We start from the raw sequence: 13,248 nt of genomic DNA, 5'->3' as shown, positions 1-13,248 counted from the left end.
CCGGCGGGTGGGCCGGAGACGGGAGAGACTGCCTTACTTGGCGGTCAGGAACTCGTCCGAGGACAGGGGACGGTTCACGATGCGGATGTCACCGACGTTGCCGTGGAAGACGATGTCGATGGCGCCCGCGTACTCGTGGCCGCCCACCAGCCAGGGCAACCCGAGCGAGGTGATGCCGGCCGACACCCGGTTCGGGTTGTCGACGACCGGGGCGCCCTCGACGTACAACCTCGTGAGACGGCCGTCGTTGACCACCGCCAGGTGCCACCACTTGAGCTCCACCAAGCCGTGACCCCAGTTGGTCGTCGGGTAGGTGTCGTTCAGCGGGTAGTGGTTGAACTGCGGCTCGCGGCCGTTGTTCGTGATGGCGAACTGAGCCAAGGGCTCGTTCGGGTCGGTGTTCTTGCCGTGCTTGCCGGCGGCCCCGGCTGAACCCCGGCGGCTGAGTACCGACGCGTTGCCGTTGTTGCCGGCGTCCCAGTCCAGCGGCATTCTCACGAACGTCTCGATCGTGTACCCGGTCTTGAACGTCTCGGAGTTGAGCGGAGCCTTCGCCCCGGTGGTCAGGTACGAGCCGTGGACCGGGTTCCTGCCACCGACGAACTTCAGGCTGGCGTGCCCAGGCTGGTCGGGGTGGTGATCGTCGGACCAGGTCAGCGCGTCGGTGGCCGTGCCGGGCACGGTCACCACCGTCAGATCGTTGCCCTTGCCGGACAGGTCGCGGATCGTCCCGCCCGCGGTGAGCGGGGTGCCGGGCGCGCCCTGCCCGTCGAAGCGCCAGTAAGCCAGCGTGCCTCTCACCAGCTCCTTGCCGGCCGGCCGGGCGGGCCGGACCGGAACCGGGATGAAGCTGGAGAACCGCTGCTCGAAGTCGATCGGGACCGAGAAGTTGTCGACCGGGCCGGTGATCCGGGCGTGCTCGGCTGCCAGCTCGCTGCGGGACTCCGGCTCCTGAGCCAGGATCCACGGGTTGATCGTCTCGACGTCGATCGTGTTGCGGGCCAGGTCGAAGTGGTACAGCCGGATCATGCCGCCACCGCCGAAGTAGCGGTTCTGGTAGTTCGCGATGTGCATGGACACGTCGTTGCCGACGGCGTTCTTCTTGGTCGTACGCGCGGGCGGCCAGTAGTGGCCGTTGAGGGTCAGGAAGATCTGGTCATTGTCGTTGATCAGTTCGTCCCAGACCGTCCGGCCGTAGTCGGAGAGCTCGGCGTTGTTCTCCGGGTCGCCGGACTCGTACGGGAAAACGTTATCATCGTAGTTCGAGTAGACGAGGTCGTGCGTGGTGAGGATCACCGGCATCTTCGGGTGGGCTTTGATGACATCCTTGGCCCACGCGAAGCCCTCGTCGGTGGTCCGCCAGTCCAGGGCCAGCACCAGCCACGAGCGGCCGGCGGCCTGGAAGATGTGCGCGGTGTTGTAGCCGGTCTGGTCGGACGCGGCGAACGTCTTCGAGTGCTTGAACCGCTGCGGGCCCATGGTCTGCAGGTACGGTGTGTCGCCGCGGCTGTCGTCGCCGCTCACGTCGTGGTTGCCCGCCACCACGCTGTACGCGGCACCGTGCGAGTCCAGCAAACGCCTTGTCGACCTGCTGGAACGACGACGGGTCGGCGTCCTGCGTCATGTCACCGAGGTGCGTCATGAACGCGATGTTGTTGGTGGCGTTCCCGCTGTTGTTGATGATGTAGCGGAACGACTCCTCCTGCGGCGTCCGGTTGACGCTGTCCTGGCTGCCCCAGTACAGGAACTGGGTGTCCGGCATGACCGCGAGGGTGAACTGGAGTGAGGCCGGATCCGGTCTCCACGTGCCGGTCTTGCCAGTCTTCGTGGCGTCCGCGGCGAACGCGGGCGTTCCGCCGAGCGCGGACGCGCCGGCTCCTGCAGCTGCCGCTCCCGCACCAGCCAACGTCGCGTTGCGCAGAAAACCTCTCCGACTCTGCCCGGTCGTCTGTTGTGACGGAGTGTCACCGTGAATGGACATGTGGCCCTTCCCGGGTCGATAGTTCAAACGGCAACGACGCTACTCAGAAGCGGCCCAAGCCGGGCAGACGGGAGATGACAAACGAAGATCAAGCGTCTGTCCAAGATTGAAAGCTCACGTCAAGTCATGGCCAGAAGCTGATCTCTTGATGAGGGCCAGCAAGAGGCTCCACCAGTAGGTGGGCACGGGAGACAGTTGCACTACCTCGGGGTGTTCGTTTACCTGGCGGTCAGGTCGTGCGGGCGCGGAGGCGGCGCGGCATACGCGGGTCCTCGAAACCGACTGACCGGGCGGCGGCGTTGATCGTCGCGCCGTGACTGATGAAGTGCTGAGCGCGTTCGAGGCGGAGGGTCTGCTGGTGGCGCAGTGGGTGAGCCCGGTGGCGCGGCCGAAGGGGCGGGTGAGGGTGCGTTCGCTCCCGGTCCTGCGATCCGCCCTCCAGCTGCCGATGGGCGCCCGCTTGGCCGGGCTGTTCCAGCGCACCACCGCGGAAGTCGCCGCCGGGCAGAGCGAACAACTGCACCTCGACGCCGTCCAGAACCCCCAGACGCTGACCGAGGACGCCATCCTGCGCATCCACGCCGGGCAGTTCGCCCCCTACCTGCTGTGCTCCCTGCACCTCGCCGGAGCCCTCGCCGCACTCGACGACACCGGCCAGGGCCGCATCACCCAGGCCGGCACCCCGCATCCTCAACCTGCAAACCCAGGCCCGTGAACGCATCGCCACGGACCTCCACCTGCCCGCCACCGTCCGTACGGCGCTTGCGGCAGCATTCGGGTACATGACAGCACTGCATGACCCCGCCTCACCGACCAGCCGCCTGTACCTGCAGGCCCGCCCCGACCTGCAGTCCGCGGCCTGACCTGCAGTCCGCGGCCTGGCCCGCGTTGGAGCCTCTTCACCAGGGGCGGTCCGGCCGCTTCGCCGCCGATGGTTCCGGGGGCTGTGGCTGCGCTGACATGGATCTTGAGCAGGCCGCCCGAACTTCCGGCGGTGAGCCCGGCGTTGGTGGTCCAAGGAAAGACGCCCCGCTTCCTGCGGAAAGATGCAGGTGCAAGGCCTGCCCGGCGCTCCACACAGCCCCGCCCCCGGTACTCCGGAGGCGGGGCTCGCTTCTTGTCGCTGCCGTGCGCTCGCACCGAGCGGCGCGGGGAGAGCGACCGGTGGTGTGCTGTCCTACCACGCGGAGTGCTGCACTCAGGGCGTTATCAGGGAACGCGGGGCGCTGGACCCTGTGATCCCTACGCTGCATCGCATGGGATGGCTGGAAGGCGTGCTCTGGGGAGCCTTTGGAGGCTTCGCGATGGAGGCGCTCGACTACATCGTCGCGGTGCGGCGCTGGCGCAGGCTGCCCTGGAATCTGGGAGCAGGCAGTTTGACGTCCGGGCACCCGGCCGGTTCCGAGCGCCAGGTCGGACTGTCTGGTGAGCTGCCCGCACCGGGTGTCGTGGCCTACAGCATCGCCGGGCTGCTGAGGATCGCTATGGGTGGCGGGGTCTCTGCGGCTGTCACGAGCACGTCCCCGGCCCACATGTCGGCCTGGCTCGCTGTGCTGGTGGGCGCCACGGCTCCCGTCGTGCTGGAGAAGGCCGCCGCGTTCGTGCCGTTGGTGATGAGTGTCGGCAAGGAGGGCATCGCTGCCGCCCTTCAGCAGTCCCAGCCGCCTGAACCGCAACAGCCCCTGCCTCCCGCCGCTTTGGTGGCTCCCTCCACTGCCGGTGAGGGCGGCGGCCAAGTGCCGGCGGCACAAGACGGAGCGGGTACGACCACCTCGGGCCAAGGAGGGTGAATGCGAGCTGACAGCCTTGCCGGTCGTGTGATCGCGGTGCTCTCACGGCGGGCGCCTGCGTTCCAGAAGGTGACTCCGTACCGGCTCGAACCGGGCAACCACCCTGGAAGCACCCCGCCCCCCGAACAACGGCCGTGCCCACCGTCCGCCGTCCCCGTGCCTCGCTGCGGCGCCCAGTTGAAGCGGGCCGGGCTGGCGAACGCCGATCTGCGCGGCGCGGGGCTGGCCCACGCCAATCTGCGCAGCGCGGATCTGCGCAGCGCCGATCTGCGCGGCGCGGACCTCCAGGGAGCCGACCTGCAGGTCGCCAACCTCACCGCGGCCCGCCTGAGTGAAACCAACCTCAATACCGCCACCCTGCGGGATGCCCACCTCAACCGCTGCGACCTGCGGTGCAGCGACTTGAGAAACACCGACCTGCGCCACGCGCGCTTGCACGGTGCGTCTCTGGACAACGCTGACCTGACCGGCGCCAACCTCAGCGATGCCGTACTGCGCAGCGCCACCCTTCACGCAGCGGACCTCCAGGGTGCCGATCTCAGCGGAGCCGACCTGCAGGACGCCGACCTGACGGGAGCCAACCTGCGCGGCGCTCAACTGCGTACGCCTCTCAACAGCGCCAACCTCGAAGGAGCCGACCTGCGCGGAACCTACCTGCACGGCCACGACCTCACAGGAGCCCAGCTGCGCGGCGCCAACCTGCGCGGCGCCAACCTCCACCGCGCCAACCTCACCCGGGCCGATCTGCGCAACGCCGATCTCAGCGACGCCCACATCTGGTACGCCACCTTCGAACAGGCCGATCTCAGCGGAGCGAACTTCCTCAACACCCTCAGCGACGACAACCTCCTTGCACCGGGCCTGAACTCCCTGCGCCTGAACGAAGCACGCTGGACCCTGGAAACCGAGTGGCCCCCCGACGTGTACACCACGATCCGGTCCCGCTCGATCTACGTGGGAGAGGGCGTCTTCGTCGTGGAGCCCAGCCACGTCTCGGATCGGGCGTCCGATGCCCAACAACCCGTCCCGTGAAGGGGGTCGCGACCACGTCACCCCGCTGGCTTGACACTCCGACCGTACCGAGCGGGGCTTTGGTCTTGTTCTCCTTGGTACGAGTAAGGCGGCTTGTTCGCCTTGGATACGAGCAAGACGGTAGGACTCGGTGCCGGTCTCGATGAGGGAGGGTGGCGTCGAGGGGGAGTCGGTCCACGATCGTCGCGCAGAGCTGCGGGGCCCTGGCCATGAAAGTCCTCGCTGTCGCGGGCCGAACTCAAGGAGCAGAGTGAAGACTGAGGTCGGCAAGGTCGGCGGCCATTTGGGCTTCCCGCTGGGCAGCCCGTAACTGCGCGGCCTGGGCGGCGTTTTGTGCCTCCAGGACACGTGCGTGAGCGGCCTTGTCCAGAACTGTTGCGCGCATGGTGAATGCGAAGTACATGGATGTCACCGTCACCGCGAACAGTGCTGAAAGCGCGACCACCGCGAGCCGTAGCCGTCGTACGTAGCGACGTTCGCGGCACTGCTCCTGGTCCGCCCGGTCCCGTGAGGTCTGCAGGAAGTCCTTCACCAGTGCCCCGGCTGCTCCCGGGTGCTCATCAGCCCATTGTTCAACCACGGCGAGCCGGGCGCCCCGGTAGAGGAGGTCCGGGTCACGGCCGGCGTGCTCCCAGTGATCGGCGGCGTCGGTGAGCTGCTGACGGATGCGCAGCCCGTCGCGGTCATCGGTGATCCACTGGCTGAGCCGGGGCCATGCGGTCAGGAGCGCTTCGTGGGTGATGGTGACATAGTCGGCGTCCAGGGTGAGCAGCCGGGCCCGCGCGAAAGCGTCGATGACTGTCTGAACCGCAGCCGGATCGGGACCGTGACCGGTCAGGGGGCACAGGGCGACACGGCGGCGGGTCGCCCTGCCTCCGTGGTCCAGGTGCACAAGGTGGAGCAGGACGGGTGGAACGGCCTGTCGGGCGGCCGGTGAGAGGGGCCGGTAGACGCGTTCCGCGCTGGCCTCGACGGCGCCGTGGATGCCACCGGTCTGCTCGTAGCCCTGCACGGTCAGGGTGTTGTCGGTGCGCTGCTGCCAGGTGGCCTGCAGGGCGTGCGCAAGCAGCGGCAGTGCTTCTGCGCTGCAGTCCGAGCCGCTGCTGGCCCGGTGGGCGCCCATGTCCCGCAGCATCACCTCGGTCAGTCCGGGCTGGAGCACCAGGCCCGCGCGGCCGGCGGGTTCGGTGATCGCGGCGCGCAGTTCGTCGGGGCTCATGGGCCCGAGCGGCAGGTGTCCGGTCTCCATGTGGGCGGCCAGGCCCGGGTGGGCCAGGCAGTGCCCGTAGTAGTCGGCCCGGATGCCGAGCACGACCAGCGCGGCCGGTCCCTCGCCGCGGCCGTCCGGGCAGCCGGGGGCGGCGAGCGCACGCACGGCACTGAGGAAAGCATTGCGTTCGGCGTCTTCTTCACAGAGGGTGAAGAGTTCTTCGAACTGATCGATGATCAGGACCGGCCGGGTGGCCGGCGGCGTCTGTTCCCCGGCGTGGACGGACGGCGGCGACAGCAGGGGGCCCGGCTGGAGGGGTAGGTGTCGGCGGCTGTGCAGCAGCGTGCCCAGCGCGCGGTCGCCGCGCATCAATGCCTCCCGCGCGAGTGGCTGCGGGACACCGGTGGTGTGCTGCAGCGCGCCCAGGAGTGCCTCCAGCGGACCGTTGTCCGGGAGTGAAGATCTCCACGGGCCAGTGACGGGATCCGTATGCGGGCAGGGCACCACGGCGCAGCGCCGGCACCAGGCCGGCCCGCAGCAGGGATGACTTGCCGGCCCCGGAGGGCGCGACGACCACAGCCAGGCCGCCTTCCCGGAGGTTGCCCGCCAGTCGGTCGACCAACGACGCGGTTGCCCGGTCACGGCCGAAGAACCATCCGGCGTCGTGCGGCTGGAAACTGGCCAGACCGGGGTAGGGGCACACCTCTGCCGACCCGGAGCCGGCTGCGCTCCGGTCGATCTGGTGGACCTGCACGAGGCGGGTCAGTTCACCGCCGGTCTGCAGCACCTGGTCACACCTCTGGGCGAGGTCGGCGGTGAGCAGCTTCTCACCCGTCTCGATCTTGCTGAGATAGCCCTTGGTGTATCCGGCGTCCTTGGCCAGAGCGCCCAGCGAGACGTCGCTGTCCTGCCGGATCTCGCGCAGCCGCCTCCCGGGCGCGACGAGCGGGGAGACGCCTTCCGACGCGGCGTCCCCGGCCGGTGGGACGCATGCGGGGTGGTTCAACGGTGCTGCTCCTTGTCGCTCAGGGGGCCATGCCGGGGACCCCTGGAGAATCAACGCGGGGTGGACGAGCGGGATACGGTCCGGGGCCGGACGGCAGGCTGCCCCGCCCCGGACCGGTGATCAGCGGCAGCCGCCGGGAATCCAGCCGAGGTAGCGGTGGTAGTAGCCCACGCCGGAGGCGTGGCCGATGCGGCCCTGCACGCCCGTGGCGTAGAAGCCGCCCTTGCCGTCGGCGACACCCACGTGTCCGAACCGGCTGATGTTCCAGAACACGAAGGCGCCCCTGGGCGGGGTTGCCGGTGGTGTGCCGGAGCCCGCTGCGCTTCCAGTGGGCGATGGCCGAGGGGTACTTCGGCGCGCAACCCCAGGCCTGGCGTGCGGCCTTCTCGCACCAGCCTTCGTACGTCGTGCTGCCCAGCCGGGACCTGACCTTCCCCTCGTAGCGTAGAGACCCTGACTGCAGGGGAAGTTGAGGGTCATGGCAGGCAAGAGGCGGAAGTTCGACGCGGAGTTCCGTGAGGGGGCTGTGCGGATCGTCGCCGAGACCGGCAAGCCGATCGCGCAGGTCGCGGAGGATCTCGGGATCAACGAGACCACGCTGGCGAGTTGGGTGTCGCGGGCTCGCAGGGCCGGCGGGGCCACGGCGACGGGTGAGAGCGAGGAGCTCGCGCGGCTGCGGCGGGAGAACGCGCAGCTGAAGAAGGACAACAAGGAGCTGGCCATGGAGCGTGATGTGCTCAAACGCTGCATGGTCTTGTGGGTGAAGTAGCTGTGGCGGACCCGGCGTTGCTTGTCGGGGTGATCAGCGACCAGAAGACCGTGCACAGCATTTCGCACCGCACCTCCTGTCGGGCCCTGGGCGTGTCGGAGGCGTGGTTCTACAAGTGGCGCCGCAGGCCGTCCGAGCCGACAAAACGCGAGATCAGACGCGCAGAGCTGGCCGAGCGGATCCGTTACTTCTTCGACTGCTCCGGCCGGACGTACGGCTCGCCGAGGATCACGCTGGATTTGTGGGAGGAGGGCTGGCAGGTGTCGCAGAACACCGTCGCCGAGATCATGGCCGAACTCGGCCTGCAGGGCCGCAAGCCGCCTCGTCGACGCCGCTCGCTCACCCGCCCAGGCAAGCGGAAGACCGCTCCTGACCTGGTGCGACGCAAGTTCGACGCCATCGCTCCCGACGTCTTGTGGTGGGGCGACATGACGGAGATCGAGACCGGAGAGGGCAAGCTCTACCTCGCATCCGTCCACGACGCCTTCTCCCGCCGCGCCCTTGGCTACGCGATGGGCGCGCGGCACGACGCCGCGCTGGTCAGCGCGGCCCTGCAGATGGCGATCGCGACCCGGGGCGGCCAGGTCGACGGCGTCATTTTCCATACGGACCGCGGCAGCGAATACACGTCCGAGGCGTTCCAGCAGCTGTGCGGCAGGTGGGGCGTGGTGCAGTCGATGGGGCGCGTCGGGTCGGCGCTGGACAACGCCGCCGCGGAGTCGTTCCACTCGGTCCTCAAGGTCGAGTACATCCACCGGCACACCTTCGCCACCCGCACCGAGGCCCGGCTGAAGACCGCCACGTGGATCGCGGACTTCTACAACACGAAACGCCGTCACAGCGCGGCCGGGGGGAAGCCACCCGCCGAGTTCGAACGGATCATCCAGGAAGCGCGAGCTCGGACCGATCAGGAAGGCCGGGCCGCATAACCAACGTCTCTACGCAACCAGGGGATTGACACTCCAGCAGCATTTCGTCTGACGGCTGCTGCGCATGTCCGGTCGCGCCCAGACCGTCGGGGGCAGGGGTGATCTCACTCATGGCAAACCTCCATGCAGGTGGGTTGGGGGAGGGGAGCGGCCGCGGCCCGAACCGGCCGCCCCGCTGACGATCACGCTGCCCCACTCGCCAGGCCCGGTGCACCTGTTGACCGGACCACTCTGGCCATCAGGGGTGGAGGAAACCCCGTCTGACCAGCATCGATCCCGGATGGTCGAAGACTCTGGGGCGCCGCCCGGCGCAGGCCACGGGCGGTCGGACGACGGCGTAACGCTGCCCGCATCCGGCATCGATCCGGCAGCGGCATTCGCCACCCAGCCCGATCAGCGAGTGCCGCGCGTCTTCGGGCACCTTCGCGATTTGCAGAGCGGGGACTGCCAACGGCCTGCGAAAGGCCCCGCGCCGCTGTCCGTGATGGCGAGGCGGTCGGCCAGCCGCGGCTTGCTGCTCCGCGCGGGCGCGGCCGGCGGTAGGAGTCGGTACCGGTCTCGATCATGGTGCCAGGAGGATTCGCCTCCCCGCCGACGTCCGGCACGGAGGGCACCGACGGCACCGACAGCACGGACGGCAAATGCAGATGAAGGGCGTGGACGCCCCGGGTGCGAACGGGGACGATCCCGGCAACCTCTTCGTCGCCGCGCACGTCGAGCCCTGAACTCAGGGTCTGTCTCCGGGTGTTCCCTGATGTTCGCCTCCGTCGTCCCCAGGCACAGTCGAGGCATGCGAAAGCTTCGTGCCCTGCTGGCCGCCGTGGTCACCGCGCTCTGCGTGCTCGCCTTATCCATCCCCACCGCTGATGCGGCCACGGTGGTCCTGACACTGCCGGCGCCCACCGGACCTGATGCGGTCGGGCGTGCCACGCTCGCCCTCACCGACCGCGACCGTGTCGATCCCTGGGTGCCCGAAGCCGGGCCGCGACAGCTCATGGTCACCCTGTACTACCCGGCTGTGCGGGGTACTGGCAGCCCGGCTGCCTACATGGACATGGCCGAGGCCACCGCACTCGTGGACTTCGCCCAGCTCGGTCCGCAGTTCACCGCCGAACGGCTGGCCAAAACCCGCACCTGGTCGCGTACCGGCGCCCGTCCGCTGCCCGGTCGGCGCCCGCTCGTCCTGCTCTCGCCGGGCTTCACCGTCCCCCGCCACACCCTCACCGCCCTGGCCGAGGACCTCGCCTCCCGCGGCTACATCGCCGCCACCGTCGACCATGCTTTCGAGTCCGTCGCCGCGAGGTTCCCGGGCGGGGTGCTGCCCTGCGCGGCCTGCGAGCTACCCGACAAGATCGGCATCGCCCCGATCGCGCTCAATCGGGGCACCGACCTGTCCTTCGTGCTCACCGAACTCCGCCACCACCCACTGGTCGACGAGCGCCACGTCGCCGTCGTGGGGCACTCCATGGGCGGGGATGCCGCAGCCACCACGCTGCGCGCCGATGATCGCGTCGACGCCGGGGTCAACCTCGACGGACCGATGCTGCCGGCCGATCCGCTCAACCGCCCGTTCCTCCTGCTCGGCAGCCTCGACGACCATCACCCCGGCGGCAGCTACGACCCGTCCTGGGATGCAGTGTGGCCCCGTATGTCCGGCTGGAAGCGGTGGCTGACCGTCACGGACGCCGACCACTACTCCTTCACGGACCTGGACCTGCTGGTCCACCAGGCCGGCGTCGACCTGCCGATGCCGCTCGACCCCGCCCGCGGCATCCGTCTGACCCGCACCTACGTCGCCGCGTTCCTCGACCAACACCTGCGCGGCCTCCCCCAACGACTGCTCGCCGGACCAACAGCCGACTTCCCCGAGATCACCTTCCACAACGACCGGCCGTAACGCATGAGCGCGCGCTCACGCCGCAGGTCAGATGCCACAGACCTGAGACCGACCTTGATGACGTCGTCATGAGACAACACCTACATCGCGGCCCCTTGCGGCAGGTCGCGGACCGACGCACCAAATCCACGTTCGGGCCCCACGCATCCCGCGGTCCCGGCGGTCAGCGGCCAGGGCGTGGCGTGCCACTGCTGGCAAGTGACCGGTTCACCGTCGGTCCACTGCGCCGCCGACACGCAGTTCGGCCTGTCCGGCGCGCGTGCTGCAACGCCGCGCGCCCCATGGCTGGACACGGCTGAGGGGCCAGCACACTGTGCTGGCCCCTCAGCCGTCAGTAGCGGGGACAGGATTTGAACCTGCGACCTCTGGGTTATGAGCCCAGCGAGCTACCGAGCTGCTCCACCCCGCGTCGGATTCCCCCACCTTACGCCAACTATCCGGGTCCCGAGACCATGATCGCCTGCCCGCCGCGAGGGGCGTCGGCGGTCGCGGCTGCTACTTCCTCCGACCTCCTCGTTGGCGGCCAGGCCGTGAATCCGCTGGCTCGCCGAGAGCGCACTGAGCAACGGACAAATTCCCCCAACGGGCCGGCCTTCCCCGCCTTGGCGCTGCCTGGACCGGCATCGACGTCTACGGTCGGCGGATGCGTACGGGTGCGGCACGCAACGCGGGGAGTGGGATGAGGTGTTGGGGGAGGGCGCTGTCGGTCCTGACGCTGTACGGCCACGACACCCTCACCTAGGGTTGCTCTCGCCTTCGGGCCGAGCTCCCGCCGGGCGGGGAGGAAGCGGACCGGCAGCTGGTTGAGCTGCTCCCGTCGCAGATGGCGGCGCTGCGTGTGTTCGTCGGCCTCACAGACCGGCTCCGGGTAGCGCCCGACCGGCGGGCTGGCGGAGCGGGTCCGTACGGCCTTGTGTGATTACGGGATCAAGCGGTGGCGGCTGTATTTGACGCAGGAGCAGATGGACTCGGTGGAGTAGGGGTTGTGGCTGCACCGGATGACGGGCTCTGCTGCGGAGGGTGGTGCGGGGGGCAGCGGGCGAGGGGTGACGGTGATGGGCTGGTCGGGGCAGTTGCTGAGGGTCTCGGAGAGCGTGGCGTGTTCGGTGGGGTCGATGGACAGGCCCCACCTGGCCTTGTCGGCGACCCAGTGTGTTGCGTACTGGCAGTGGTAGCCCTGGGCGGGCGGCTGCCAGGTGCTGGGGTCCTGGTCGGCCTTGCTGCGGTTGGAAGCGCGCGGGTTCCATTAATCTGAGGCCACTCAAGGGTGGAACTCGCATGCGAACGGCACGAGTTGTGCGCAGCAGCGCGCGGGTTCGTTTTGGAGCAGGCCGTCGGCCGCGGATCAGGCTGACGCCTGTTCGGCACCCGGCAGCGGTGAGCGGATCGAGCTGAGTACGTGCGTGTCGCTCAGGCCGACGCATGGGTGTCGAACGGCGGGCAGAAGCTGGAACAGCAGCGGTTGCGGGACCAGCCGCCGGCGAACGGATTGCAGATGGTCCGCGTTCGCCGTGGTGCCGAGCAGGACCAACCCGCGAGCCCTCACACGCCGCGTCCCCCGGCCGTCGGTCAGCGGGTGTGGCGGCGGACCGCGTCGAGGAGCTGGTCGATGTCGTCGGCGCTGTGGGAAAAGGCGGTGACGAACCGGACGGTCCCCGGTTCCCAGCGGTCGTGGTAGAAGGCGTAGCCCTCGGCGAGGAGTCCCTCGGTGACTTGCTGGGGCAGGCGGCAGAAAAGGATGTTGGCCTGCGGCGTGGCCAGAAGGCCGGTGCCGGGGATCGCCTTGAGGCCGTCGCCGAGCCGGGTGGCCATCGCGTTGGCCTGGCGGGCGTTGTGCAGCCACAGGCCGTCGGTGAGGTACGCGTCGATCTGGGCCGCGTGGAAGCGCATCTTGGAGGCGAGCTGGCCGGCGCGCTTGGCGCGGAAGGCGAGCTCGGTGGCGAGTGCGGGGTCGAAGGAGACGATGGCGTCGGCGGTCATCGCGCCGTTCTTGGTGGCGCCGAAGGACAGGAGGTCGATGCCGGCCTTCCAGGTCATCTCGGCCGGGGTGGCGCCGAGATGGTCCAGGGCGTTGGCGAAGCGTGCGCCGTCCATGTGGACGCGCAGTCCTGCGTCCTTCGCGATGGCGGACAGGCGGCGGATCTCCTCCAGGGTGTAGACGCTGCCGCTCTCGGTGGCCTGGCTGATACTCACCGCGGACGGCTGCACACTGTGCACGTCACCGGCCCGGCGGCGTACCGCCGTCTGCAGCGCTTCGGGGTCGATCTTGCTGTCGGAGCCTGGGACACCGACGAGTTTGGCGCCGTTGGTGAAGAACTCCGGCGCGCCGCATTCGTCGGTGTTGATGTGGCTGCCGGGGTGTGAGAGCACGCTGCCCCACGGCGGGGTGAGGGCGGCCAGGCTCAGGCCGTTGGCGGCGGACCCGGTGGAGACGGGGAAGACGTCGACGTCCCGCTCGAAGATCTCGCCGAGCCTGCGGCGGGCGCTGTCGGTGAAGGGGTCGTTGCCGTACGGCAGGACCTGTCCGGCGGCCGCGTCGGTGACGGCCCGGGCTATCTGCGGGGATGCCCCGGCCATGTTGTCGCTGATGAAGGCACGGCTGGAGGGGGTGATGGCGATGGTGGTGCTCATGAG

The 13,248-nt window shown here is 69.2% G+C and carries 11 protein-coding genes, 1 tRNA gene and 2 pseudogenes; 7 read left to right on the top strand and 7 right to left on the bottom strand.

Annotated elements, in window-relative coordinates; all coding sequences use genetic code 11:
• Window positions 1–33: 33 nt before the first annotated feature.
• Together RV986_RS02190 and RV986_RS02185 are read right to left on the bottom strand one after the other, a co-directional pair.
• The gene (locus RV986_RS02190; protein ID WP_475915742.1) at window positions 34–1,575 is read right to left on the bottom strand and encodes a LamG-like jellyroll fold domain-containing protein; all 1,542 of its coding nucleotides are present in this window, start codon (window positions 1,573–1,575) and stop codon (window positions 34–36) included.
• Window positions 1,576–2,210: 635 nt separating this feature from the next.
• Window positions 2,211–2,398, bottom strand: a pseudogene (locus RV986_RS02185) (helix-turn-helix domain-containing protein); the annotation flags it as partial.
• Window positions 2,399–2,441: 43 nt separating this feature from the next.
• Here RV986_RS02185 and RV986_RS02180 point away from each other — a divergent pair.
• From RV986_RS02180 to RV986_RS02170, 3 genes are all read left to right on the top strand, one after another.
• Window positions 2,442–2,696 (top strand): hypothetical protein, encoded by a 255-nt coding sequence (locus RV986_RS02180; protein ID WP_475915741.1) that lies wholly within the window; start codon window positions 2,442–2,444, stop codon window positions 2,694–2,696.
• 541 nt (window positions 2,697–3,237) lie between these two features.
• Window positions 3,238–3,771, top strand: coding sequence for a hypothetical protein (locus RV986_RS02175; RefSeq protein WP_475915740.1), 534 nt, complete (start codon window positions 3,238–3,240; stop codon window positions 3,769–3,771).
• Window positions 3,772–4,803, top strand: a complete 1,032-nt coding sequence (locus RV986_RS02170) for a pentapeptide repeat-containing protein (protein WP_475915739.1) — start codon at window positions 3,772–3,774, stop codon at window positions 4,801–4,803. It begins immediately after the preceding gene.
• Between the two features lie 238 nt (window positions 4,804–5,041).
• Here the strand turns inward: RV986_RS02170 and RV986_RS02165 are convergent, their stop codons facing one another.
• The 3 genes and pseudogenes from RV986_RS02165 to RV986_RS02155 all read right to left on the bottom strand — a co-directional run bounded on the left by RV986_RS02165 (window position 5,042) and on the right by RV986_RS02155 (window position 7,292).
• Window positions 5,042–6,517: an nSTAND1 domain-containing NTPase gene (locus tag RV986_RS02165; protein ID WP_475915738.1), complete on the bottom strand. Its 1,476-nt coding sequence runs from the start codon at window positions 6,515–6,517 to the stop codon at window positions 5,042–5,044.
• A pseudogene (locus RV986_RS02160) lies at window positions 6,480–7,019 on the bottom strand (helix-turn-helix domain-containing protein); the annotation flags it as partial. The gene RV986_RS02165 and the pseudogene RV986_RS02160, both read right to left, overlap by 38 nt.
• A 120-nt stretch (window positions 7,020–7,139) precedes the next feature.
• On the bottom strand, window positions 7,140–7,292 hold the full coding sequence (locus RV986_RS02155) for a hypothetical protein (protein ID WP_475915737.1): 153 nt from the start codon (window positions 7,290–7,292) through the stop codon (window positions 7,140–7,142).
• Window positions 7,293–7,318: 26 nt separating this feature from the next.
• On the opposite strand from RV986_RS02155, the gene RV986_RS02150 reads away from it, so the two are divergent.
• The 4 genes from RV986_RS02150 to RV986_RS02135 all read left to right on the top strand — a co-directional run bounded on the left by RV986_RS02150 (window position 7,319) and on the right by RV986_RS02135 (window position 10,614).
• Window positions 7,319–7,462, top strand: coding sequence for a hypothetical protein (locus RV986_RS02150; protein ID WP_475915736.1), 144 nt, complete (start codon window positions 7,319–7,321; stop codon window positions 7,460–7,462).
• A 35-nt stretch (window positions 7,463–7,497) separates the two neighbouring features.
• Entirely contained in the window at window positions 7,498–7,788 is a 291-nt protein-coding gene (locus tag RV986_RS02145; protein ID WP_102914224.1) for a transposase, read from the top strand.
• The gene (locus RV986_RS02140; protein ID WP_475915735.1) at window positions 7,776–8,717 is read left to right on the top strand and encodes an IS3 family transposase; all 942 of its coding nucleotides are present in this window, start codon (window positions 7,776–7,778) and stop codon (window positions 8,715–8,717) included. Before RV986_RS02145 ends, RV986_RS02140 begins: the two co-directional genes overlap by 13 nt.
• 790 nt (window positions 8,718–9,507) lie before the next feature.
• A complete protein-coding gene (locus tag RV986_RS02135) occupies window positions 9,508–10,614 on the top strand; it encodes an alpha/beta hydrolase family protein (RefSeq protein WP_475915734.1) in 1,107 nt (368 codons plus the stop codon).
• 335 nt (window positions 10,615–10,949) lie between these two features.
• Here the strand turns inward: RV986_RS02135 and RV986_RS02130 are convergent.
• Window positions 10,950–11,023 (bottom strand) — tRNA-Met (locus tag RV986_RS02130).
• Between the two features lie 1,160 nt (window positions 11,024–12,183).
• The gene (locus tag RV986_RS02125) at window positions 12,184–13,245 is read right to left on the bottom strand and encodes a threonine aldolase family protein (RefSeq protein WP_475915733.1); all 1,062 of its coding nucleotides are present in this window, start codon (window positions 13,243–13,245) and stop codon (window positions 12,184–12,186) included.
• Between the last annotated feature and the right edge of the window lie 3 nt (window positions 13,246–13,248).

The sequence above is a fragment of the Streptomyces sp. RLA012 genome (assembly GCF_056270325.1).
Note: the sequence above shows the minus strand (reverse complement) of the source record. Positions and strands in the feature narration are given on the sequence as shown.